The sequence below is a fragment of the Spirosoma litoris genome (assembly GCF_054776755.1).
The window spans coordinates 112,548-138,411 of record NZ_BAAHBI010000070.1; the positions used below are offsets into that span (position 1 = coordinate 112,548).

Below are 25,864 nucleotides of genomic sequence, written 5' to 3' on the forward strand. Positions count from 1 at the left end.
ATTCACCGGGTTAAAACCCGGCGCAAAAACATTGTAGAATAGCCTTGCGCCGGGTTTTAACCCAGCGAATTCAGTTAAACATGTTACCTTGTATAGTTGTTATCAAGCAGACTTCCTGAGCCAACTATACTAAATCACCTGCTCATGCCTTACGATGCCGACGTACTTATTATTGGTGGTGGTTTGGCAGGGTTAACGGCAGGCATTCATCTTGCCCAGGCCAATGTGCGCGTGATACTTATTGAAAAACATGCCTATCCGCAGCACAAAGTTTGCGGTGAGTATGTCTCTAACGAAGTACTGCCCTACCTGCAACAGCTCGGCGTTTCGGTCAATGAATTCAACCCTTCTCAGCTAAGTCGCTTTCTATTCAGTACCGCTTCTGGAAAAACCATCGAAAGTAAGTTGCCGTTAGGCGGTTTTGGGCTGAGCCGCTATACGTTCGATAATCTGCTTTATAAAAAAGCGCTGGAATCGGGCGTTACGGGTATACAGGCTCAGGTCGTTGATGTCCAGTTCACTGATGATTCTTTTGTAGTTGCTACTGCCGATGGCAAAAGCTATACAGCGCAACTGGTTATCGGTGCTTACGGCAAGCGCTCGTCGCTCGATAAACGTTTGCACCGAACATTCATCGAGAAAGAATCTCCGTGGATGGGCGTAAAGGCGCATTATCGAGCCGAGTTTCCGTCAGATTTGGTGTCACTTCATAATTTTCAGGGCGGGTATTGTGGACTGTGTCAGGTGGAAAATACGACTGTCAATGCTTGCTATCTGGTTAATTACAGCAGTTTTAAAAGGTATAAAAGCATCGATAGTTTTCAGCATGAGGTTATGAATCAAAACCCTTTTTTGAAGGATTTTTTTTCGAAGGCCACCCCTTTGTTCAATAAGCCATTAACGATTAGTCAGATTTCATTTTCTAAAAAGCAGCCGGTAGAAAATCACCTATTTATGTGTGGCGATACCGCTGGTGTTATTCACCCGTTGTGCGGAAACGGCATGGCGATGGCGATTCACAGTGCCAAAATCTGTTCCGAATTAGTGATCGCTTATTTGCATAGTTCCGAAATGAGCAGAGCTACATTAGAAAAGAACTATATCCATGCCTGGAATAAGGAGTTTACGACCAGATTAACCGCAGGACGATTACTACAATCTGTCTTACAAAATGCAACGGCAGCATCGGTTCTTTTAAATGGGCTTCAATTAACACCAGCTATTTTACCGCTCATTATTAAACAAACACATGGAAGTTTATTAGCCATTAATTAATCAGAATTCACAAAAATAGTCACTTACCAAATTTAGGAAATCCAATGCCAGTAGATACTTCACAACGCACAACCAAAGAAGAAATAATGGATGACTTTGCGTTGACTGGGCATGAATTAAGTGACGCACTTGATAAAATTGCGCTGATCAATCAGTGGCTGGGAGGCAACAAAATTACGCTCGACGGTCTAAAAAAATTAGTCAAAGACTGGCCCAAAGAGAAACCGCTTTCCATCATAGATATCGGTTGTGGCAACGGCGATATGTGCCGCGCCATTGCCGACTTCGCTCATAAAGAAGGACTTATCGTCACTATTTTGGGGATCGATGCCAATGCATACACAATTAGTCATGCGCAAACGCTCTCCCAATCGTATCCAGACATCGCCTATGCGGTTCTGAATATAGTTGATAGCGACTTTGCCGATCTAAACTACGACATTGCCGTATGTACCTTAACGTTACATCACTTCACCGATCAGGAAATTGTCTCATTAATGACGTTGCTGACAAACAAAGCAAAACTCGGCATAGTTATCAATGACTTACAGCGAAGCGCTTTAGCTTACCGACTTTTTCAACTCATTTGTTTTGTGTTTCAATTAAATGATATGTCCAGAGAAGATGGACTTACCTCCATTCTTCGTGGCTTTAAAAAGCAGGATTTAGAAAAATTCTCGAAGCAACTGTATCTAAAAGAATACCGTATTACCTGGAAGTGGGCTTTTCGCTATCAATGGATTATTAAAAACCTATGCCTGTAAAAATTACGTCTGTAGCAAAAGCATTACCTCAACATTGGCGAGATACAAAAGACATTTTACCATTTCTGGACGCCTGGCTGGTTGACCAGGATACGCGTTTTCAGCGAAAAGTAAAGAAGATATTTGAAAATGCGGCTGTTGATCGGCGCTATTCGATAATGGGGCCTGATGAAGTTTTTTCAACAACTTCCTTCGCTGAGAAAAACGCTATTTATAGTCGGGAGTCAATAAAATTAGCTGAAGTCGCGCTGAAAAATGCGCTCGAAAAAACGACCTGGAACGTCACCGATATTGATTATCTGATTACCGTTAGTTGCACCGGTATTATGATTCCTTCGCTGGATGCGTATTTGATCAATAATCTTCAGATGCGGCAGGATGTGGTTCGGCTTCCCGTTACCGAAATGGGTTGCGCGGCTGGAGTTTCGGGCATCATTTACGCGAAGAATTTCCTAAAAGCGAATCCGGGAAAACGGGCAGCACTCATTGCGGTCGAATCCCCAACGGCCACCTTCCAACTAGATGATTTCTCGATGGCCAATATTGTCAGTGCAGCTATTTTTGGGGATGGGGCTGCCTGTGTATTGCTTTCCTCCGACGATGCCGATGCAGGCCCAGAAGTTGTAGCCGAAGAGATGTATCATTTCTACGAAGCCACGCATTTGATGGGCTTCGATTTGACAAATACCGGGCTGCAAATGGTGCTGGACAAATCCGTTACGGACACCATTGCTGCCCATTTCCCAGACATCATTTATCCATTCCTGGAGAAAAATCACCTGACAATTGAGGCTATTTCCCACCTGATTTTCCATCCGGGTGGTCGGAAAATTGTGGAAGTGGTGCAGGAAATTTTCGGACGGATGGGTAAGAATATCGATGAAACGAAGGAGGTATTACGTCTGTATGGCAACATGTCGAGCGCTACGGTTCTCTATGTGCTGGAGCGATTTATGGATAAACAGCCAGCAAAAGATTCATACGGGCTCATGTTAAGTTTTGGTCCTGGCTTTTCCGCGCAACGTGTTTTACTGAAATGGTAAGAGAGTTTGGCGATCAAAACTATTGGGCGGTTATTCTGGGTGGTAGCTCCGGATTAGGACTGGCAACGGCTCAAAAACTCGCCCAACACGGTATGAATATCTGCATCGTCCACCGAACTCGAAAAGCTGAAATGGCAGCTGTAGAAACTGAATTTACTCAGATCAAAAGCCAGGGCGTTTTGCTCAAACACTACAATATCGACGCAACCAATGCCGAAAAACGAAGGGCTGTTATTGCTGATTTACAGGGGCATCTGGGCAAACAGGCAAAAGTGCGAGCTTTAGTTCACAGCATTGCCAAGGGAAATTTAAAACCGATGATTACTGATGATCAACGACAACTCCAGCACGACGATTTTCAACTAACGATCGAGGCAATGGCCATCAGTTTATACGACTGGACGAAGGACTTATTGGCAGCTTCGTTATTTGCGGCCGATGCTCGTATTCTCAGTTTTACCAGCGAAGGAAGCACCAAAGCCTGGAAAAATTATGCGGCTGTTTCGGCAGCGAAAGCAGCACTGGAAGCTATTTCAAGAAGTATTGCGCTGGAAATGGCGCCTTTGGGTATTCGGGCTAATTGCATTATGGCGGGCGTTACCGATACGGCGTCGTTACGCATGATTCCCGATTCTGACACGCTGCTTACGATGAGCAAGAAACGAAACCCGTTTTCTCGGTTGACTCAGGCAACCGATGTGGCCAATGTAACGTATTTGCTATGTAAGGATGAAGCCGCCTGGATTAACGGCGCGGTGATTCCGGTAAACGGCGGTGAACACCTTCAATAACGATATCCCTTGCAGAACTTCGGCCATATACTTTCGAAACTACCGTATAGCAAACCGTTTTTGTTTGTCGATCACCTTCATTCAATTGACGAGAACGGGGTTGAAGGTAGCTATACCTTTCCGGGTGATGCCTATTTTTACAAAGGCCATTTTGCCGATAAACCGATTACACCGGGTGTTATTTTGACAGAAGTCATGGCACAGATAGGCGTCGTTTGTCTGGGTATTTTTTTGTTGACCGAAACTCAGCAAAATGATATCGATATTGCTTTAACATCCACCCAGATTGATTTTTACAAACCCGTTCTCCCTACCGAAACTGTTACAGTTAGGTCCACGAAAGACTATTTTCGATTTCATAAGTTGAAGTGTAAAGTAGAAATGGTAAACAGCGCTGGCGAATTGGTTTGCCGGGGCGCTATTTCAGGTATGATGAAACCGAAAACGTATGCGTAATCGAGTCGTTATTACGGGATTGGGGGTCGTTGCTCCTAATGCCGTGGGTGTCCCTTTGTTTCTGGAAGCCATTCAACAAGGGCGAAGCGGCATCACGTTTCATCAGGAATTAGCCGACTTGAAATTCTCCTGTCAGGTTGGTGGAATTCCGCCCGTAACCGACGAACACAAACATCGGTATTTTTCGGACTTACAGCTTCATCAACTCAACAGTAGTGGGGTCGTTTACGGGGTCATTGCGGGTATGGAAGCCTGGCAAAACGCGGGCCTCAGCACAGCCACCGATGAACCGGATTGGGAAAGTGGCATAGTCTTCGGAACTGGCATTTTGGGCATCGACAAAATTAGGGAGTCCATCTATAAGGTTGATCAGGGTCAAGTCCGACGATTGGGCAGCACGGCTGTGGTACAAACCATGACCAGCGGGGTTAGTGCGTACCTGAGCGGCATGCTGGGACTTGGTAACCAGATTACAGCCAACTCGTCGGCTTGTGCCACCGGCACCGAAGCCCTTTGGCTGGCCTACGACCGAATCGCCAACGGTCATGCCCAGCGGATGTTGGCGGGTAGCTGCAATGATTATGGCCCTTACATTTGGGGCGGGTTTGATGCCATGCGCGTGCTTCCCTATCAGTATAACAACACCCCCGAAAAAGCATCGAGACCCCTAAGCGCCACCGCCAGCGGCTTTGTTCCCGCCAGTGGTGCAGGGGCTTTGGTACTCGAATCGCTCGCTAGTGCGCAGGAACGAAATGCGACCATTTACGCCGAAGTACTTGGCGGCCATGTCAATTCAGGTGGTCAGCGGGGGGGTGGTTCTATGACTGCGCCCAACGCGGCTGCGGTGAAACGGTGTATTCAGAAAGCCCTGGAGCAGGCCAATGTTCGACCTGAAGAAATTGACGTGATCGACGGCCATTTAACAGCTACCATAAAAGATTCTGCCGAAGTAAGCGCCTGGTGTGAAGCCCTGAATCGACGAGGAGATGATTTTCCCATGATTAACTCCCTGAAGTCGATGGTTGGTCATTGCCTGAGTGCCGCCGGAAGCATTGAGTGCGTAGGGGCTGTTCTGGAATTGCATCACGGGTTTATTTACCCATCGCTCAATTCAGAAGACCCGCATCCGGATAGTTCGGCATTGATAAATCCTGAAAAAATTCCACAACAGCTCATTCATAAAGACATTCAGGTAGTTGCAAAGGCGAACTTTGGTTTCGGGGATGTAAATGCGTGTGTCATCTTAAAAAAATTCCAACCCTAAACAGGCTATGCAAACGAAAGACGAATTAATCGAAACACTCAAGAAAATTGTAAAGCCCTATGTTCAGGATGAACAGGCATTTGAGCATGTTACAGAAGACACCGACTTCATTAAGGATCTAAAAATCAATTCGGCCAACCTGGTCGATATTGCGCTGGATGTTGAAGAAGCCTACGATATCGAGATTGACAACGAGTCGATGGAGCAAATGCTTACCGTTGGTTCAGCAATCGAAATCATTACGAAAAAGCTAGCCGAAAAATGATCGGCAATGACCTTGTTGATCGGGCTCAGGCAAAACGAGAAAGCAACTGGCAGCGCAGGGGCTTTCTTGAGAAACTATTTACAACGCACGAGCAAGAGCTTATTCTGGCAGCCCCCGACCCCGAGCGCATGGTCTGGACGCTTTGGAGCATGAAAGAAAGCGCCTATAAAGTAAGCATTCGCGAAACAGGAAAGCGCGTTTTTGCTCCCCCAAAACTAACCTGCCACATTACGTCATTCAGTGAGGAAGCGGTCGAGGGGATTGTTTTTCATCAAAAAGCTTACCAGACAAAATCATCCATTACGCCCCAATATATCGCTACCGTTGCCACCTTAGCGAATACTGAACTCGGTTTCCATCAGGAAATTATTCAGTTCAGCAACTCCACCTATCAGCATCAACACGCTCGAATTCAGAAAGACATACAGCAATACTGTGCCGACTATTTAGCGCTTCCTCCTGCCAACAGCTACCTAAAAAAAGATCAGAATGGCATTCCTGTCTTGCTAGCGATCAAACCATCAGGAGAGCCGCTTTCTATTCCTATTAGTATAAGTCATCACGGTCATTATGGCTCGTTTGTAATAGGCTGTACCCATGGGCTTTAGCCTGTGTTTGACGTATACTGGGTTATTCACGGACTGAACCCGTGGGTACAATTAAATGCCAACATTTACCTTGCTTCATTGGTTATACGAGTCACAATCAATAATCAACGTTATTAATATTAAGGCTACAACGTTATGAAAAGGAAAATATGGGTCGTAGGCGCCATGCTGACAGCCATGGTCGGTTTATCGTCCTGCGCTTCGACGGAGCGCTGGCTTTACGGCAATTCAGAGAACAGTCGGGAAGACCTTGTCCAGCGCGAGCGCAGAGGCAACTCCCGTAATAGTCGGGATTCACAAGGCCGGACATACGACGAGGATCAAATGAGCAGTTCTAATTCGCGGAATAGCAACTCATATCGAAATCCTTACCGATCTTCCGATGAGCAGGATAGTCGGATGAGCTATCGCGATAACGACAGCGACCGGCCTAGCCGTATGTCGGGTAGTTCCTACAACAACCGCTACAACAATTACGACGATCGGGATAGCCGTCGCGACGACCGCGATCGGTATGATAACCGGAATTCGTACAATGACCGCTCATACGATAGCCGGGATTCGTATAACGACCGAGACCGCTCGTATGATAATCGGAATGATCGTTACAAAGACAACAATCGGTACGATGACCGGGATAATCGGCGCGACGATAACCGGGATTCCTACAGCAGCCGGTCAGATAATGACAACTACCGGTATCGGAACGATAACTACTCGTACAACGACCGTCGATACGACGATCGGAACTCATCGAATAACCGTTCCGATAATCGGGATTCATACAATAATAATGATCGAATGATGTCGGATCGGGATCGCGACAATCGTCGGGACGATCGGAACGACAATCGGAATGATCGCTATAACGACAATAACGCCGATCGGCAGGATAACCGCGACAGCCGGACCAATTATAATGATCGTCGGGATGATAATCGGAATAACAACGACAGCCGTTACGATGACCGCGATAATCGTCGCTCAGACGACCGTCGGAACAATAACGACGATCGGGATAACCGAAGCACTGATAACAACAACGACATGCGTCGGGATGATCGGAGCGATAGCCGGAATAACGATCAATCTGGCAACGGAGCGTCAGATCGCGACCGTCGCGACTTGACGGATCGTATTGCCGCACAAATGGATAAGCTGGACGATCAGATCGACGACGCTAAAGCTGACGTAAAAAACGAAAGCCGTAAGGAACGCAAAAAAAGAGAAGACCGTATCAACGATTTGCAGGACAAACGTCGCCAGTTGGCCGACTCGTACTATAAAGTGCAACGGTCCAGCGCCGATGATTTTGACAAAGTGAAAAAAGAGGCCAATAAGCTTGTTGACGACATTAGCGATTCGCTAGATAAAGCCGCTGATAAGGTTGACAAAAAGTAAATAGCCATTTTTGGCATACCGAAGGGACTGGTTCTGTGAATCAGTCCCTTATTTGTTGTGCTTAGGGGTAACCATAAACGCCAATCGTCAAACTATCTTTGCGGTATGGCACTGATTAAATCTGTTCGGGGAATCCACCCCGTATTTGGCGAGAACTGCTGGTATGCAGACAACGCCACTATTGTTGGCGAAGTAACTATGGGTCGCGATTGTACCGTCTGGTTCAACACGGTTATTCGAGGGGACGTCAACTCGATCACCATCGGCGACCGCAGTAATATTCAGGATGGAGCCGTCATTCACTGTACCTATAAGCGAACGAAAACGATCATCGGCAATTACGTTTCCATTGCTCATAATGCCATTGTTCATGGCTGTACGATTGAGGATAATGTGCTGATTGGCATGGGAGCCATCGTTATGGATGGAGCCGTTATTGGCACCGGCAGCATCGTGGCTGCTGGCGCCATCGTCACCCAAAATACCGTTGTCCCGCCCGGTTCTATTTACGCCGGAAACCCAGCTAAGTTTCTGAAAGCGGTTTCACCAGAGCAAGCCGAAGTCTTTGCCCGAACGGCCAATAATTACGTCATGTATGCCGAGTGGTTTAAGGAGTAAGATAGATAAATGAATAATGGCTAATGAACGATGTATAATTTTTGTCTACCTACCATTATACATCGTCCATTAGCCATTCTCTTTTTAATGCAGTAAGTCTCGTGTTATTTCGCTTAGTATATTGCCTCCATCAAACTTCATGGATGATTTTCTGATTTACCTCCGCCTAGGCTTTGATCATATTACCGACCCTGGCGGGTACGACCACATTCTGTTTGTTATAGCCCTCTGTGCCGTTTACACGATCCAACAGTGGAAACAGGTGCTAATCCTGGTAACTGCGTTCACGATTGGACATTCGATTACCCTGGCCCTGGCAACCCTCCAACTCATTCATTACAAAACGGCTTTGATTGAGTTACTCATTCCTATAACCATCCTGATTACGGCCATTACAAACTTCTTTTTTCAGGAATCTAAATCCAAGTCGCGGTCATTCAGCACAGCTCAACAATCGAGTCGTCCCTGGCGTTATGCGCTGGCTTTGAGCTTTGGCCTTATTCATGGCATGGGTTTCTCGAATTACCTCCGAAGCCTCTTAGGAAATGAAGCCGACATTGTGACGCCATTGCTGGCCTTTAATATTGGTCTGGAAATTGGCCAGTTAGTTATTGTTAGCCTCATTCTTGGGCTGGCGTATATCATCATTGAGATTATCCGTACTAGCCAACTACGCTGGACGCTCGTTGTATCCGGCATTGTAGCCGGTATGGCGCTGTCACTCATCATCAATAATGGCTATTTAAGCGAACTGCTCAAATAGCCATCTTCGAGCAACACGCCTTTCTCGCTGAGTATAGCTCAAATTATATAACCTCTTTTTTCGTATTTTTACCTCCTAGTCAACAACTATAAACCATTTTATGCAAAAGATAATTTTGCTGCTGTCGGGTTTAACCATTCCGCTATGGTCTGCTCAGGCACAAGCTCCGGCATCGACACAACGCGCCAATACCCGTTTTGAGCAACTCGGTCCCGTTTTGCCCACTCCCAATACATTTCGCACAGCATCGGGTGCCCCCGGAAAAGACTATTTTCAGAACCGGGCAGACTATGATATTAAGGCTACGCTCGATGATACCAAGCAAAAAATAACAGGCTCCGAAACGATTACCTATCACAATAATTCGACAGATGTATTGCCTTACGTCTGGCTTCAATTGGACCAGAACACGTTCCGAGCCGATGTCGATGGTAGAACTTCGCAAACGAGCAGCATCAATGCCGAACAAGGAGCCAGTATCCAGCAACTTACCGCAAACACAACCCTGGCGGCTAAAGATTACGGCCATAAAATCACAGCCGTACGCGATCAGGCCGGAAAACCACTTAAATACACCATCAACCAGACCATGATGCGGATTGATTTGCCGCAGCCTGTCGGCCCTGGCAAATCCGTAGTCTTTTCGGTTGATTGGAATTTCAACATCGTCGATGTTAGGGGTGTAGGTGCTCGGGGCGGTTATGAGTATTTTCCGAAAGATGGCAACTACATCTACGAAATAGCGCAGTGGTTTCCTCGTCTGTGTGCTTATAGCGACGTAACGGGCTGGCAGAACAAGCAGTTTTACGGGCAAGGCGAATTCACATTGATTTTCGGCAACTACAAACTGGCCTTAACCGTACCGAACGACCACATTGTTGGTGCCACCGGCGAATTACAAAACCCAACGCAGGTATTGACCCCAACGCAGATAAAACGCTGGAACGAAGCGAAAGGCAAAGGCGATAAACCCGGCGAAAATCCAGTCGTTATTGTCACACAGGCTGAAGCCGAAGCCGCCGAAAAAGGCAAACCAACCGGCACCAAAACCTGGATTTTCAAAGCCGATAACGTTCGTGATTTCTCCTTCGCCAGTAGCCGCAAGTTTATCTGGGATGCGCTACAGCCCAATGTAGAAGGCAAACGCGTTTGGGCGATGTCGCTTTACCCTAAAGAAGGCAATCCGCTCTGGGGCCAATATTCTACCCGACTTGTTGCGCACACGTTGAAATCCTATTCACGCCGAACAATTGCTTATCCTTACCCAGTCGCGTATTCGGTTCATGGGCCCGTTGGTGGGATGGAGTATCCAATGATTAGCTTTAACGGTGCCCGTCCCGAAGCTGATGGAACTTACTCCGTAGGAACAAAAAATGGACTGATTGGCGTAATCATTCACGAAGTTGGCCACAACTTCTTCCCCATGATTGTCAATTCCGATGAGCGTCAATGGTCGTGGATGGATGAAGGCCTTAACAGTTTCCTCGAAGGCTTAGCCTGCTTAGAATGGGATGCTAATTATCCTGCGCGTGGTATTGAGCCCCAATCGATTGTGCCTTATATGCGGATGGATTCTACGCTACAGGTGCCAATCATGAGCAGTTCCGATAATATTCCTAGAAATACCTTTGGACCCAACGCCTACAGCAAACCGGCTACGGCACTCAATATCCTGCGCGAAACAGTTATGGGTCGCGAACTCTTCGATTACGCGTTCAAAGAATACGCGCGACGTTGGGCTTTCAAAACCCCTGAGCCCGCCGATTTTTTCCGCACGATGGAAGATGCCTCAGGTGTCGATCTGGACTGGTTCTGGAAGGGTTGGTTCTACAGCGTTCAGCCCGTCGACCAATCGCTGGTAAAAGTTGATTGGTTCCAGGCTAGCTCACAAAACCCCGAAATCACCAAAGCCGAAGCGCGTGCAGCTGCCCAAAAGCGCATGAATACGATCAGCAAACAACGCGATGCCTTAAGCAAAGATGAAACTGTGGTGGCACAGGATAGCACCATGCGGGATTTCTACAACCAGTACGATCCGTATGCCGTTACAGAAGCCGACAAAAAGAAATATCAGGATTATCTGGCTTCGTTAACAGCCGAGGAGCGTTTATTGGCCGAAGCAGGTACGAACTTTTATACGTTGTCGCTCAAGAACAAAGGTGGCATTCCAATGCCAGTCATTCTACGAATGGAATTTGAAGATGGTACTGATTCGGTGGCTCGCTTTCCGGCCGAAATCTGGCGCTTCAATGATGTATCGATCCGAAAAGTAATTGCGACCAATAAGAAAGTAAAGCAATGGACGCTCGACCCCTATTATGAGATCGCTGATATCAACACAGAAGATAACTCGTTTCCGCCCGTTTCTCAGCCTACGCGCTTCCAGTTATTTAAACAACAGCAGCGTTTTGGACCACAAGGACCCAATCCGATGCAGCAACAACGAGGGGCTACCTCTCCACCCGCCAGACAAGGTACTGGTCGAAACTAACAATCTCTATTAACCTACAAACAGCCAATGAAAAAAGTCCTGTTAATGACTGGCCTTAGCTTATGGTCAGCCGTTTTATTAGCTCAGGCCCCTCAGGCTCCAACTCAAAATGCCAACACGCGTTTTGAGCAGCTCGGGCCTATGCTACCTACGCCTAATACGTTTCGGACGGCCTCCGGTGCCCCTGGAAAAGATTACTTCCAGAACCGGGCAGACTACGACATCAAAGTCGAGCTTGACGATGCTAACCAGAAAATTATTGGTTCGGAAACCGTTACCTACCACAATAACTCAACCGATGAGTTACCATTTATCTGGCTCCAGCTTGATCAGAATTTATTTGCCAAAGGGTCTATCGGCAGCGTAACCCGGACAGGTGGTGTTAACGAAAGCGGGATGAGTTTCGCTCAGTTGCAAAACCTCACCTCGGTTCGCGAGCGCAGCAGCCAGCAGGCTTCCGATAAGTTTGGTTACCATATCACATCGGTAAAGGATACCAAAACAGGTACCGCCCTCAAATACACCATCAACCAAACCATGATGCGGATTGACCTGCCAACAGGTTTAAAACCCGGTGGAAGCTATTCGTTCAATGTCGACTGGAACTATTTCGTCACGGAGTATTACGGTCGGAGCGGTCTGGAGTTTTTCCCTAAAGATGGTAACTACAACTATTTTATTGCTCACTGGTTTCCACGTCTATGCGCCTATAACGACGTAAATGGCTGGCAAAACAAGCAGTTCCTGGGGCAGGGCGAGTTTACCCTGATTTTCGGGAATTATAAAGTTGCTATTACCGCCCCTGCCGATCACATTGTGGGTGCCACAGGTGAGTGTCAGAACTACAAGCAAGTATTATCGGCGACGCAACAAAAGCGTCTGGCTCAGGCCGCAACATCCAAAACGCCAGTCGTCATCGTAACCCAGGACGAAGCCGAAGCAGCGCTAAAAACCAAACCAACGGATAAAGTCGGCAAGAAAACGTGGGTGTATTCTGCCTCTAATGTACGCGACTTCGCCTTTACTAGCAGCCGTCGTTTTATCTGGGATGCCATGCAAACTGACGTGTACGGCGACGGGCACAAAATCTGGTCAATGTCGTTTTATGCCAAAGAAGGTAACCCGCTATGGGGACAGTATTCAACGCGTGTCGTAGAACACACGCTGAAATCGTACGGTAACCGGACCATCAAATACCCATATCCAGTGGCTATTTCTTGTCATGCTACAGCCGGTGGCGGCATGGAGTACCCCATGATTTCGTTTAACGGCGGTCGCCCAGAAGCCGATGGTACCTATACAGATCAGGTTAAAGCGGGTATGATTGGGGTAATCATACACGAAGTGGGTCACAATTTCTTCCCAATGATCGTCAACTCCGATGAGCGTCAGTGGACCTGGATGGACGAAGGCCTGAACACCTTCTGCCAATACCTTGCCGAGAAAGAATGGGATTATAATTTCCCAAGTCGCCGGGGCGAGCCTCAGTACATTGTGGATTACATGAAGTCGGATAAGTCGGTTCTGTCCCCCATCATGACTTCGTCCGACAACGTAATCAGCCTTGGACCTAATGCGTATGCGAAACCCGCCACCGCTCTTAACATTCTTCGTGAAACGGTTATGGGTCGCGAACTCTTCGACTACGCCTTTAAAGAATACGCGCGTCGTTGGGCCTTTAAATCGCCTGAGCCAGCTGATTTCTTCCGCACCCTAGAAGATGCTTCTGGTGTTGATCTAGATTGGTTCTGGAAAGGCTGGTTCTATGGCGTCGAGCCGGTTGACCAGGATTTAGTTGAAGTTGACTGGTTCCAGATTGATTCGGGTAATCCTGAAATCACTAAAGCAGCCGCTCGGGCCGAAGCTCAACGTCGGGCTGGTACCATCAGCAAACAACGTGATGCAGCTACTAAAGGCGAAACTGTTGTGGCAAAGGATTCGACCATGAAGGACTTTTATAACAGTTATGATCCTTACGCCGTCACGGAGGCCGACAAAAAGAAATATCAGGATTATTTGGCTACGTTGAGCCCCGACGAACGGAAAGCCATTGAGGCAGCTGACAAACAAAACTTCTATACGTTGTCGCTGAAGAACAAAGGGGGCGTACCCATGCCCGTCATCATTCGGATGCAATTCGAAGATGGGACCGACTCAGTAGCGCGCTATCCAGCCGAAATCTGGCGTTTCAACGACGTATCGATTAAGAAAGTGATTACTACAAACAAAAAAGTAACACAGTGGACACTTGATCCTTACCAGGAAATCGCGGATATCGACGCTGAAAATAATTCATTCCCGCGTGTTGCCGCTCCAACACGTTTCCAGTTGTTTAAGCAGCAGCAACGGTTTGGTCCACAGGGTCCTAACCCGATGCAACAGCAACGAGGAGCTACTCCCCCACCGGCTAGGCAGGGTACAGGCAGGAATTAAATAAGCCATGAATAATGGATAATGTACAACGAATAATGACGGTGGTTCAGCATTATTCATTGTACATTATCCATTATTCATTACCTTTGCACACCCATTCGGGATGTAGCGCAGTCCGGTAGCGTGCTTGCATGGGGTGCAAGAGGTCGTGGGTTCGAATCCCGCCTTCCCGACAGACTAAAAAAGGAGATGTATCTGATGCGTCTCCTTTTTCTTTTACCTGCTAATCATCTAATCTCTGGAATTCTTTTTGGCCGCTTCCCTGCCTGAAGTGTTAGCTGCATCAGCCTACTAACCCAAAATTTTTCTTAATTTTTGTTAAGAGAATTATGGAATTGCCTTCCCCCTTGCATCCATAATAAAACAAGGCATGGCAATGCTTGCTGAGGCCTTTTCATAATCTTAACAATTATTTTATGATCAACGCTCCCCCTTCCTAGACGCCCACAATCCAGTCAATTAGATCGCTCTACACAGGCGATTTCGGAGAAATAAGGATTTAGCAGGTTGGCTTCTTAAAAAAATAAAGTTGCTAGAAAGGATATGTGCAAGTCTTTATTGATGTATTACAATACGATTGAAAGATTTGACATATAGGATTGTGTGGTTTTTGCCGGAAAACACATATTTTTGTGGAGGTTCGACGGTATTTCTACTAAATTTTTAGCTGGACGAACCGAAAGAGTCTAAATTTTTCACTTTTTTTACCGGGTAAACCAACTTTTAATTTTAACCCTACAGTCCAGTTCCAATGAAAACACAAACTCCCTCTCCAGCACCTGCCAAAGCACCGGCGCCAAAAAAGAAGTCATCAGGTGGTTTAAACCCCGCGTTTGTCTTACCGGTATTGTTAATCATCGGTATCCTGACGTACATGTTTGTCTTCGGTGATGGTAGCCACTTTCAGGAAGGTGACAACACGAAAGAACCACTTCCAGGCGATTACTTCGGTACCGTTTACAAAGGTGGATTTATCGTACCAATTCTGTTCACCTGCTTTTTGACAGTGCTGGTCTTCTCAATCGAACGGTTCATCACAATTGGCCGGGCTAATGGTTCAGGTTCAATTGACGATTTCGTTCGGAAAATCAAAAGCCAACTTGACCGTAACGAAGTAGCTGCAGCCATCCAAGAGTGCGATCGTCAGAAAGGTTCGATCGGTAATGTTGTTAAAACTGCTCTGGTAAAATACCAACAATTGGCTACCGACACAGAACTGAACAAAGAACAAAAACTGGTTGCCCTGCAAAAAGAAGTAGAAGAAGCAACGACGCTTGAACTGCCAATGCTGGAAAAGAACCTGACCATCATTGCTACGCTAGCTTCGGTTTCGACGCTGATCGCCCTGCTTGGAACGGTACTTGGTATGATCCGGGCTTTCGCAGCTATGGGTGCGACTGGCCAACCTGACACCGGTGCTCTGTCAACAGGTATCTCTGAGGCCCTTGTAAACACGGCTTTAGGTATCGGTACAGCTGCTATTGCAACGATCATGTATAGCTACTTCACCAGCCGTATCGACGTGTTGACCTACAACATCGATGAAATCGGTCTGAGCATTCAGCAAAACTTTGCGGCTCACTACTAAGCCGAGATAGCACAGTTGATGTCCATTAACCAACCTGCCCGAGTTTATATCGGGCAGGAAGAAACAAAATAACTCATGCCAGCAGTTAAAATTAAACGCGCTAGTTCATCAGTGGATATGACGGCGATGTGCGACGTGGCATTTCTATTGCTGACGTTCTTCATCCTAACAGCCAATTTCCGGTCGCAGGATGCCGCAGCTATCGAAACCCCTTCGTCCATCTCTGGAATTAAAGTTCCTGATAGCGACATCATGACCATCGGTCTTGGTCGGGACGGCAAAGTTTATTTCGGTATTGACAATGCGCAAAACCGCATTGCTATGCTGGATAACATTGCAGCCGCTAAAGGGCTTACCTTCTCGAATAACGAAAAGAAGGAATTCTCCCTGATGTCGAACTTTGGATTACCAATCAATCAGTTGAAATCGTACCTGAACATGCCAAAAGAGCAACAGGCGAAAGTAAAACAACCCGGTATTCCAACTGATACGACGGGTGCAGGTCCAACGAATGAATTGAAAGAATGGGTTTACAACGCCCGTAAGGCTAATAACAATCTTCGAATTGCGCTGAAAGGTGATAACCTCGCCAAGTTCCCCGAATTCAAGAACGTTTTAGCTACGCTGCAAGCGCAGAATATCAACAAATTTAACCTGATCACGGGAACGGAAGCTCCCCCAGCTGGTTGGAAGCCTGATTGAGCGCTAACGCGATTGCAACTAAATTTAATTTTCACCACGCGAATCTGTTAAGAAAACATGGCAGAAATTAACACCGGTGGTGGTGGTGGTAAGCATGATGGTGGTAAGGTTCGTTCCAAGAAAGCGTCGACCCGTGTGGATATGACGCCAATGGTTGACCTGGGATTTCTCCTGATTACCTTCTTCATTCTGGCCACTACCTTGAGCAAGCCATCCTCGATGACGCTCAACGTACCGGATAAAACAAAAACTGAGGAAACGGAACCTATCAAGGCATCCAATGTAATGACTATCTTTCTAGGGAAAGATAATAAGGCTCATTACATTTTCGGAAAAGCTGCTAATGAGGATCCTGAAGTGAAAACGGTTGGCTATGGCTACGAGTTTCGTCAGGCTCTCATGGAAAATGCCAAAAAAGTAGGTGGCGAAAAGTTTGTAGTCGTTATCAAACCAACGAAAGAATCGACCTATAAAAACATGGTTGACGTTCTGGATGAGATGGCCATTACTAAACTAAAGCGGTACGCCCTTGTGGACGTGCTGACTCCAGATGAGAAAAAGCTTCTCAAAGAAAAAGTAAAATTAGACGCATAACACCATGGCAGAAACTAATTCACAGGCGGCAACACTCGATGATATCGTGTTTGCCCACCGGAATAAAGCGTATGGTGCATATGATCTGCGGAAATCGTATCCTAAAGCGGTAACACGTGCCCTCATTATTGGTGGTGTGTTGTTCACCTTAGGCGTACTTTCTCCAACAATCATCAGTGCCTTAACTCCGGAGAAACAAGAGCAGGCGATGGTAGAAGTGGACTTGATGAAACTTCCACCACCACCTATCGATCCGAACGAGCCACCACCACCGCCACCACCACCGGTAGAATTACCGAAGGTGAACACGGTGAAATTCCTTCCACCGGAAGTAAAACCGGATGAGGAAGTACCTGAAGAAACGCCACCACCGGCTGTTGAAGAACTGAAGGAAGCCGTAGCTGCTGAAAAAACCCAGGAAGGTGATCCTAACGCTGAAGAAGTTATTGCTGCTCCTGAAGCTACAGCTGCTCCAACCAAGGTAGAAGTTGCCGTTGAAGCTGCTCCGAAAGAAGAAGAAATCTTTACGGTGGTAGAACAACAGCCTGAATTTAGTGGTGGTATGGCTGCTCTTGGTCAATACCTCAGCAAAAACCTACGGTACCCAGCTGCTGCACAACGGGCCAACGTTTCAGGTCGTGTATTTGTGAGCTTCGTAGTAAATACGGACGGTAGTATTCAGGACGTTCAGGTATTGAAAGGTCTTGGATTCGGTACAGATGAAGAAGCACAACGTGTAGTAAAAGGCATGCCTAAATGGCGCCCTGGTAAGCAATCAGGCCGTCCAGTTCGGGTGAAGTACAACCTGCCTATTAACTTTACGCTGGAATAATTTCGTCTATGCGCAGACAAAATAGTGGCCCAGCGCAGTTAACGCTGTACATTTCAGTATTGGCTTCGCTGGCATACATGGGAGGAGGCATCGGACTGATTGCCTCCTCTCAGTCTTTTGGGATGTTACCTGAACCCGGTCCATTTCGTTACGGGTTAGGTGCTCTCCTGCTAATTTATGGCGCTTTCCGGGGCTATCGTGCTTATCAACGCTTTCAGGGAAATGACTAACCGAATTTTGCTATTCATAGGAGTTGCTGTTGGATTAATGAGCTGCGGAAATGGTAAACCGCCCTTGGATAATCCCTCTAACGGTAGTATCGTTGTTGCTGCTGACGAATCATTTCAACCTTTGGTCACGCAATTGACCGAAGCTTATGCCGGAATTAACCCCAATACCCATTTCAAGGTAGTTTTTAAGCCTGAGCAGGAAGCCATCAACATGATGCTCCAGGATAGTGCTCGCATTGTTTTTACGACTCGGGAGCTAAAACCAAATGAACGGGCCGTACTTGACCAACGAAAAATAAAAGGAGCAGCCGAAAAAATTGCGACTGATGGGGTTGCACTTATCATCAACAAGGCCAATACAGATAGCCTGATCACCATGTCTGAATTACAACGTATTTTCAGTGGGCAGGTAAAACAATGGGGACAGCTAAGTGGTGGTAATCAAAATAGCCCGATCACACTAGTGTTTGATAATAACAATTCTAGTAATTTAGAGTTTGTATTAAAAACTTTTAACATCAAGGACGTTACAGGGTTACGCATTTTCACAACGCATTCTAATCGGGAGGTTATCGACTTTGTTCGTAAAAACCCATCTGCTCTTGGTTTTATTGGTGTTAATTGGATTAGTGATAGTGATGAACCGCTCTCTGTTGAGCTTGCTCGTGATCTTCGGGTCATGGGCGTATCAGCCAAACCAAATCCGACGAAACGGGATGATTATTTTCAGCCCTTTCAGGAAGATTTAGGTATGCAACGTTATCCATTACGGAGACCCGTGTATATCTTGAGCCGGGAAACGCACCCAGGCCTAGGCGGTGGGTTGATAAATTATATAGCTCGGGATGCTGGCTCTTTAATCATTCGTAAATTGGGGCTTTGGCCCAGAATACCATACGATCGGGTCATAAATCTGACAAAATGAGGAAGTTTTTTTGGTTTAACCGCAATTTTTTAGTTTTGTCAAATGTTTAATCAGCAATAACCTTTTTTCCATTTCCAACTTGAAGTACATGATGAACAACCAGAAGCAGTCGCTATTGACCTTCCTGTTCGTTGGGGCGACCATAACGACTCCTTTAGTGGCACAGGATCTCAAAACAGCCTTGCAGGATATTGAGGCTGAGCGATATACTAAGGCAGAACAAGAGTTAACAAAATTAGCAACTAGTTCGCCTACGGCTGAAAATCAGTTTTACCTCGGTTATTATTACCTCAGAAGCGGCCAGCCAGATAAGGCAAAGGCGGTTTTTGAAAAAGGAGCTGCTGCAGACGCCAAAAACCAACTGAATAATGTTGGCTTGGCTGGCGTAGCGTTAGCTAAAAAAGACCGTAGTGCCGCCAAGACGCTGATTGACAATGCCGTTGCACAAACCAAGAGCAAAGATCAGGCTGTTCTGATTCGTGCCGGGGAGATGTATACTTTATCTGACCAAACAAACGATCCAGCTGAAGCATTACGATTGTTGACATTGGCCCAGGAAAAAGACAAAAAAGGCGAGCAGAAAGATGAGATTGAAATGCTCATGGGTGATGCTTACTTTTTGAAAAATGATGGTGGTAACGCTATTACGAAGTACGAAAATGCACTGGCTGCTAAACCAACTCTAGCAGAGGCTAATTATAAAATTGGCCGTTTGTACTTACGTGGTAAAAACTACGCAAAAGCTCAGGAGTATTTTAAACTAGCAATTCAGAATGATGCAGAGTTTGCTCCTACCTACCGTGCCTACGCTGATGCATTAGCGAATTCGCGGGCTTATAAAGCGGCTGCAACAAACTATGAGTTATACATTCAGAAAAGCGGTACCACCGACCCTGAATTGTTGCTTGACGTAGCTCGGTATAAATTCCTGGCTCAAGATTACCAGGGGGCGATTTCTTACTTGGATCAGCTGAAAGGTAAAATCAACAACCCAATTATTGATCGGATGTATGGCTGGGCCTATTCGGCTTTGGGCAAAAATACCGAATCAGTAGAAGCGTTAAATCGTTTTATCTCGACAGCTCCTCAAAAGGTAATGTCTGACGACTATAAGTATCTAGGTCGTGCTTATGCTCAATTAGGAACACCAGAAGGTGATTCGCTTAGCATTGCTAATTTAGAAAAGGCGGCTCCAATGGATACAACCGAAAACCTGTACCGGGAAATTGGAGAGCGTTACTACAAGACGAAACGCTATGATAAAGCTGCAACTTATTACGCTAAAACCATAGCAACCGACAAGAAGCCACAAAACAATGACTTCTTATGGTTAGGTCTTTCCAGCTATCAATATGCACCACGCGTTGGTCGGGATAGCGTAATAGCAGCAACAGATACGGCACAGATTCGCCAGGTAAAACAACAATACTACCTACGGGCTGATTCAGCATTTGCCCAAATGTCACAGCGCATAGAAGCAGATGGTAAGAAATATCCATTAGCTTACTATTACCGTGCAGGCTCTAACTACTACGCTTATCCTAATGACAAGGAAAAAGGGGCTGCTTTAGCTACACCGCTCTACGAAAAATTCATTGAGCAGGCTACAGCCCCAGACCCAACAGATAAAACAGACTATAAGAGATATTTAATTACCTCTTACAAAGCTCTGGCTGGCTTCAGTATTTTGCGCAAAGACGAACCTAAAGCAAAAGAATATTTTGATAAAGTTCTGGCGCTCGACCCAAATGATGCCGATGTGAAAAAGGCACTTGAAGGACCAAAACCGGCTCCAGCACCGGCCACTCCAGCTGCGCCTAAAGCTCCTGTGAAAAAGAAAGTTGCCGGTCAATAATTGATGTTCTGGCTTGAAAACAAAAAAAGCGTAGGTTTAAAACCTGCGCTTTTTTTGTTTTCAAGCATAAAGAGCATGGCTATCAATGAATATAGTTATTATTATTCAGAGTGTATTGTAACTTTGCGGGCGCAATTTTTTTGACTACACGACACTACCCCAAAACGCCGATGCTTAACCTTGTACTGTTTGGCCCGCCAGGAGCTGGAAAAGGTACCCAAAGTGAAAAACTAATTCAGAAGTATAATTTAGTTCATTTATCGACCGGCGATTTGTTGCGATCGCAGATTGCAGCTGGCACAGAACTGGGTTTACGAGCCAAACAATTAATGGATCAGGGCCTGTTGGTACCCGATGAGGTAGTAATTGGCATGATTGAAAATAAACTACGCGAGAATCAGTCAGCTCCAGGCTTTATTTTCGATGGCTTTCCGCGTACTGTACTCCAGGCCGAAGCGCTTGATGAATTGTTGAGTCAGTATCAAACGCCCATAACAACTATGATTGCGCTGGTCGTTGATGATGAAGAGTTGATTCGTCGCTTATTGAAGCGGGGCGAAACATCTGGTCGACCTGACGACCAAGACGAAACCACTGCCCGCCGGCGGGTAAGTGTATATAATAAAGAAACTATGCCCGTCGCAGATTACTATAGCCAACAAGGGAAATACGCGGCCATAGATGGAATCGGCAATATTGAGGATATTTTCCAATCAATATGCAAAAAAATAGAAGAGAGTCGACCGTGAGGTAACAGCATATTATGGCTTCATCAAATTTTATTGATTACGTAAAAATAAACTGTCGTTCAGGTGCTGGCGGAGCTGGATCAGTCCATTTTCGCCGGGAAAAACACGTACCCAAAGGTGGACCCGATGGTGGCGATGGTGGACGAGGAGGCCATATTATTCTCCGGGGAAATGCTCAGTTATGGACCTTATTACACCTAAAATACCGTAAACATGTTAAAGCAGGAAACGGTGTAGCGGGCGAAGGTGGTAGAAGAACTGGGGCAGAAGGCGAAGATGTAATTCTGGAGGTACCTCTTGGTACCATTGCCCGAGATCCAGAATCAAGTGAAAAGTTGGCCGAAATTACAGAAGATGGGCAACAGATTATTCTGTTTGCAGGAGGTAGAGGTGGCTTGGGTAACGATCATTTTAAATCATCCACTCAACAGGCACCTTATCATGCGCAGACAGGTGAGCCAGGGCGAGAAGAATGGGTTATCCTAGAATTAAAATTATTAGCTGATGTTGGCTTAGTTGGTTTTCCTAACGCAGGTAAATCGACCCTTCTATCTGTCTTATCAGCGGCTAAACCAGAAATTGCCGATTACCCGTTTACAACCCTTGTCCCCAATTTGGGGGTCGTAGCCTATAGAGATTATAAGTCATTTGTAATGGCTGATATTCCGGGTATCATTGAAGGTGCTTCTCAAGGGAAAGGACTGGGACTACGGTTTCTGCGTCATATTGAGCGGAATTCGATACTTCTGTTCTTAATTCCGTCTAATACTGAAGATGTTCGTCAGGAGTACAATACACTATTGAATGAACTGCGCGAGTTTAATCCTGAATTGATGGATAAAACTCGGATTCTGGCCATCACCAAAACCGATTTGGTTGATGATGAAGCACTGGAAAGAATCAAAAACAATGTTCCTAAAAAAGTCCCTGTAGCTTATATATCCTCGGTTAGTCAACGAGGCTTAAATGAATTAAAAGATCTTATTTGGCACAATCTGACGACTGTTGAACCAGTCTGATACTCCATGATCGGCCTATCTGTACCCATCGGTTTGGCTGGTTTTCAATTATTATGAACTCTTTTCTTAAGATTTGTGGTACGGCGTTTCTGCTGTTTATATCTTTTGGAATAAACGCACAAATTCAGGTTTCATTTCCCACAACCCGAGCCGTTCTTCAGCGAAATAATTCAAATCAGGCAACTATCCGAATTACAGGCTACTATACGTCGGTGGTCACACGCATTGAAGCCCGCTTACAGGCAAGAGATGGACAGGGTACATCAACAGATTGGCAGGCAATCCAGACCGCGCCATCAGGGGGCGTATTTACTGGTGATTTAACAGGAACCGGTGGCTGGTACAATCTTGATGTTCGAGGGATGAATGGAGACCAACAGGTAGGAAATATAACTACCGTTGAACGGGTTGGCATTGGAGAAGTGTTTATTGTATCGGGTCAGTCCAATGCGCAAGGTGTTCACCAAGAAGCGCCTGATCCGCAAAATGATCGAGTAAACTGCGTAAATTATCTGTATCCGAGAGACGGCTTTCCTAATGACCCACCAACACCAGTTTTTACGCAATTAGTTAATACATCTGGATTTACGATTGCTCCTCTAGGAGTTGGTAGTTGGTGTTGGGGTTTATTAGGTGATTTGTTAGTAAAGCGTCTGGGTGTCCCTGTCCTATTTTTTAATAGTGCCTTTACGGGTACAGCCGTTAGAAACTGGCGCGAAAGTGCACCGGATGGCGGAACAGCTTATGGCCTTTATAATGGGGATGCCTATCCCCCACGACAACCTTATATTAACCTTAAAATTGCACTTCAATTTTACGCAAATATGTTAGGTGTGCGGGCTGTACTATGGCATCAGGGAGAGACCGATAACATTTTCAGCACTTCCACCAGTTCCTACGTGAATGATTTGAAATTTGTTATTAATCAGGCTCGCCAGGATTACAACAGAAATATGGCCTGGGTGGTAGCCCGTGTTAGTTACGGCGATATGATTGGTGTAAATCCATCAATTATTGCAGCACAGAATCAGGTTATTAGTTCAACATCAAATGTATATGCAGGCCCTAATACGGATGTCATTCAGGTACCGCGCAAACGTGATCCGCTTAACGATTCACAAGGACTACATTTCGATTATAATGGGCTTGTCGATGTTGCTAATGCCTGGAATGCAAGCTTAACTGACTCGTTTTTTCAGAGTGCGACGCCTGTTAGCCCGGCGTTAGCGCCTACGGTATCAGTGGCCTGTGCGGGTAATAATACCTTAAAATTGACTGTTAATGGTAACTATCCAACAGTGCAGTGGGAGTCAGGAGAATCCGGCAATACAATTACAAAAGGAGCAGGTACATACAGAGCTAAAATTAAAGACAATCTGGGGAATACATTCTTCTCGGGGCAAATACATGTATCGGATGCTCCAGTAGCTTCAGTTGTCGACAATCGTTTACCGTCGGTATGTATTGGCAGTAGTTTAGCGTTAACCAGTAGTTATGATAATGTAACCTGGTTAAATCAGTCAACCAATGCAACTGTTGCTACAACACGAACTCTCTCTACCACTTCAGCGGGCAATTATTACGTCCGTTACCGAGATGTTAGTGGTTGCGACTTTACCTCTAATGTCCTTAACGTAACCGTAAACCCTCTTCCTGCTACGCCTACAATTACAAATGACAAATCCACTACCTTTTGCTTTGGCGATAATACAGCATTACGGGCTAGTAGTGATAATGTTCAGTATAATTGGAGTGATGGTCAAAAAAATAAAGTCGTCAATATTGGCTCATCAGGTTCTTATTTTCTGACGGTAACTGACCAGAATGGCTGTACGTCGGCAACGTCAAATACGATTATAGTAACCGCAAATCCTGTTCCTGCAAAACCTGTTGTTTCAACCAATGGACCAACGACCTTTTGCGCCGATCGTACAATCACCTTAACGGCTCCACAAGAAACGGCTTATCAATGGACGAATGGCCAGACAACTCAAAGCATTACATTAAATCAATCAGGTACTTTCTCTGTCCGTACCCGGAACCAATATGGCTGTACATCCGAACAATCTGATGTCCTGACGATCAAAGTCAATCCTTTACCAGCCATACCGTCTATCTCTGCAATCGGAGCGACTACCTTTTGCGATGGAAATCAGGTGTCTTTAGTCGCCGACAGCCAATATGATGTAGTCTGGTCAAGTGGACAGGCTAATAAAGCTATTACCACTGGCACATCAGGTAATTATGCAGCACAGGCCGTTGATGCTAATGGTTGCTTATCGCCCTATTCCTCCACGATTACGGTAAAGGTCAATCCATTACCAGCCACTCCTACCATTTTAGCGAGTCCATCGCCTATCATTTGCGAAGGTGACCAGGTTACATTACAGGTGGATGGATCCTACACCGTAATTTGGAGTACTGGTGAGGCTACGTCAAAAATTGTAACGGATAAAGCCGGGGTTTATTCGGCCAAAGTGCAGGATAGCAACGGCTGTATATCGGCACAGGCTGGCTCAATAACGGTTGAGTTAAGGCCACTCCCAGTCCCTCCAACAGTTAATATTGTTGGTACTTATACGCTGGAGGCTGTTAGCTCATCCAATGGAACACTATTTCGCTGGCTACGTGACAATAACTTACTGACTACTCAAACAGCAACAATTAAAGCGAATCAATCGGGTAATTACACAGCCCGTTCTTCCGCTGTTTATTCCCAAACGCTAGTCTGTTATTCACTTCCATCATCTCCAATTTCGTTTTCTATTGATGCGAACAATAAAGGATTAAGTGTTTATCCAAACCCAAATCCCGATAAAGTTCTAACCATTGAGACCTTAGAGAATCTAACAAACGCTACGGTTACAGTTTATACGCTTACAGGTCAACAGGTTCTATCAACCAATGTTCCCTCCTTTGTAGATCGGCAACGGCTTACCTTAACAGGCATGCCGTCAGGCTCTTATATTTTACGCGTTCAGGCTTCTGACTTTGATGTTTCCAAGCGAATTATCCTTGGATTGTAATATTAATGCTGTCATGACCGTTCAATCATAGAAAGTAGCCTTAAATTTGCATTTTACCGGGAAGGCCTTCTGGTAAATAAAGTGTGCGCAACTTTAGAGCGGTCTGATTTTTGCATCATCTATTGATTGACCTATAGTGCACACGAATCAACCTTTTAGGCATAGAACGGGC

The 25,864-nt window shown here is 45.9% G+C and carries 23 protein-coding genes and 1 tRNA gene; all 24 read left to right on the forward strand.

Annotation, left to right across the window (positions count from 1 at the left end):
- The first annotated feature begins 144 nt into the window (after positions 1–144).
- Positions 145–1,275, forward strand: coding sequence for an NAD(P)/FAD-dependent oxidoreductase (locus tag ACYVGR_RS33310; protein WP_460964602.1), 1,131 nt, complete (start codon positions 145–147; stop codon positions 1,273–1,275).
- 44 nt (positions 1,276–1,319) lie between these two features.
- On the forward strand, positions 1,320–2,039 hold the full coding sequence (locus ACYVGR_RS33315) for a methyltransferase domain-containing protein (protein ID WP_460964604.1): 720 nt from the start codon (positions 1,320–1,322) through the stop codon (positions 2,037–2,039).
- Positions 2,030–3,082 (forward strand): type III polyketide synthase, encoded by a 1,053-nt coding sequence (locus tag ACYVGR_RS33320; protein WP_460964606.1) that lies wholly within the window; start codon positions 2,030–2,032, stop codon positions 3,080–3,082. The genes ACYVGR_RS33315 and ACYVGR_RS33320 overlap by 10 nt, the downstream gene beginning before the upstream one ends.
- Positions 3,076–3,873, forward strand: coding sequence for an SDR family oxidoreductase (locus tag ACYVGR_RS33325; RefSeq protein WP_460964608.1), 798 nt, complete (start codon positions 3,076–3,078; stop codon positions 3,871–3,873). The genes ACYVGR_RS33320 and ACYVGR_RS33325 overlap by 7 nt, the downstream gene beginning before the upstream one ends.
- 9 nt (positions 3,874–3,882) lie before the next feature.
- A complete protein-coding gene (locus ACYVGR_RS33330; RefSeq protein WP_460964610.1) occupies positions 3,883–4,329 on the forward strand; it encodes a 3-hydroxyacyl-ACP dehydratase FabZ family protein in 447 nt (148 codons plus the stop codon).
- Entirely contained in the window at positions 4,322–5,593 is a 1,272-nt protein-coding gene (locus tag ACYVGR_RS33335) for a beta-ketoacyl-[acyl-carrier-protein] synthase family protein (protein ID WP_460964612.1), read from the forward strand. Before ACYVGR_RS33330 ends, ACYVGR_RS33335 begins: the two co-directional genes overlap by 8 nt.
- A gap of 7 nt (positions 5,594–5,600) precedes the next feature.
- On the forward strand, positions 5,601–5,858 hold the full coding sequence (locus ACYVGR_RS33340; protein ID WP_460964614.1) for an acyl carrier protein: 258 nt from the start codon (positions 5,601–5,603) through the stop codon (positions 5,856–5,858).
- The gene (locus ACYVGR_RS33345) at positions 5,855–6,466 is read left to right on the forward strand and encodes a 4'-phosphopantetheinyl transferase family protein (protein ID WP_460964615.1); all 612 of its coding nucleotides are present in this window, start codon (positions 5,855–5,857) and stop codon (positions 6,464–6,466) included. Before ACYVGR_RS33340 ends, ACYVGR_RS33345 begins: the two co-directional genes overlap by 4 nt.
- Before the next feature lie 135 nt (positions 6,467–6,601).
- Entirely contained in the window at positions 6,602–7,867 is a 1,266-nt protein-coding gene (locus ACYVGR_RS33350) for a sll1863 family stress response protein (RefSeq protein ID WP_460964617.1), read from the forward strand.
- A 105-nt stretch (positions 7,868–7,972) separates the two neighbouring features.
- Entirely contained in the window at positions 7,973–8,485 is a 513-nt protein-coding gene (locus ACYVGR_RS33355; RefSeq protein ID WP_460964619.1) for a gamma carbonic anhydrase family protein, read from the forward strand.
- Positions 8,486–8,624: 139 nt separating this feature from the next.
- The gene (locus ACYVGR_RS33360; protein ID WP_460964620.1) at positions 8,625–9,248 is read left to right on the forward strand and encodes a HupE/UreJ family protein; all 624 of its coding nucleotides are present in this window, start codon (positions 8,625–8,627) and stop codon (positions 9,246–9,248) included.
- 100 nt (positions 9,249–9,348) lie between these two features.
- Complete coding sequence (locus ACYVGR_RS33365; RefSeq protein ID WP_460964622.1) at positions 9,349–11,739, forward strand: M1 family metallopeptidase; 2,391 nt, start codon at positions 9,349–9,351, stop codon at positions 11,737–11,739.
- Between the two features lie 27 nt (positions 11,740–11,766).
- A complete protein-coding gene (locus ACYVGR_RS33370) occupies positions 11,767–14,172 on the forward strand; it encodes a M1 family metallopeptidase (protein WP_460964624.1) in 2,406 nt (801 codons plus the stop codon).
- 99 nt (positions 14,173–14,271) lie between these two features.
- A tRNA-Pro gene (locus tag ACYVGR_RS33375) sits at positions 14,272–14,345 on the forward strand.
- A 578-nt stretch (positions 14,346–14,923) separates the two neighbouring features.
- Complete coding sequence (locus tag ACYVGR_RS33380; RefSeq protein WP_460964625.1) at positions 14,924–15,760, forward strand: MotA/TolQ/ExbB proton channel family protein; 837 nt, start codon at positions 14,924–14,926, stop codon at positions 15,758–15,760.
- A 75-nt stretch (positions 15,761–15,835) separates the two neighbouring features.
- Entirely contained in the window at positions 15,836–16,462 is a 627-nt protein-coding gene (locus ACYVGR_RS33385) for an ExbD/TolR family protein (protein ID WP_182459260.1), read from the forward strand.
- Positions 16,463–16,519: 57 nt separating this feature from the next.
- Positions 16,520–17,056 (forward strand): ExbD/TolR family protein, encoded by a 537-nt coding sequence (locus ACYVGR_RS33390; protein WP_111346199.1) that lies wholly within the window; start codon positions 16,520–16,522, stop codon positions 17,054–17,056.
- 4 nt (positions 17,057–17,060) lie between these two features.
- Positions 17,061–17,888, forward strand: coding sequence for an energy transducer TonB (locus ACYVGR_RS33395; RefSeq protein WP_460964627.1), 828 nt, complete (start codon positions 17,061–17,063; stop codon positions 17,886–17,888).
- Between the two features lie 8 nt (positions 17,889–17,896).
- Positions 17,897–18,118: a hypothetical protein gene (locus tag ACYVGR_RS33400; protein WP_182459262.1), complete on the forward strand. Its 222-nt coding sequence runs from the start codon at positions 17,897–17,899 to the stop codon at positions 18,116–18,118.
- A complete protein-coding gene (locus ACYVGR_RS33405; protein ID WP_460964628.1) occupies positions 18,111–19,043 on the forward strand; it encodes a PstS family phosphate ABC transporter substrate-binding protein in 933 nt (310 codons plus the stop codon). The genes ACYVGR_RS33400 and ACYVGR_RS33405 overlap by 8 nt, the downstream gene beginning before the upstream one ends.
- 88 nt (positions 19,044–19,131) lie before the next feature.
- On the forward strand, positions 19,132–20,898 hold the full coding sequence (locus tag ACYVGR_RS33410; RefSeq protein ID WP_460964630.1) for a tetratricopeptide repeat protein: 1,767 nt from the start codon (positions 19,132–19,134) through the stop codon (positions 20,896–20,898).
- Positions 20,899–21,068: 170 nt separating this feature from the next.
- Positions 21,069–21,647 (forward strand): adenylate kinase, encoded by a 579-nt coding sequence (locus tag ACYVGR_RS33415; RefSeq protein WP_460964632.1) that lies wholly within the window; start codon positions 21,069–21,071, stop codon positions 21,645–21,647.
- A 14-nt stretch (positions 21,648–21,661) separates the two neighbouring features.
- Positions 21,662–22,666, forward strand: coding sequence for a GTPase ObgE (obgE, locus tag ACYVGR_RS33420; RefSeq protein WP_460964633.1), 1,005 nt, complete (start codon positions 21,662–21,664; stop codon positions 22,664–22,666).
- Positions 22,667–22,719: 53 nt separating this feature from the next.
- On the forward strand, positions 22,720–25,692 hold the full coding sequence (locus tag ACYVGR_RS33425; protein WP_460964635.1) for a T9SS type A sorting domain-containing protein: 2,973 nt from the start codon (positions 22,720–22,722) through the stop codon (positions 25,690–25,692).
- Positions 25,693–25,864: the final 172 nt, after the last annotated feature.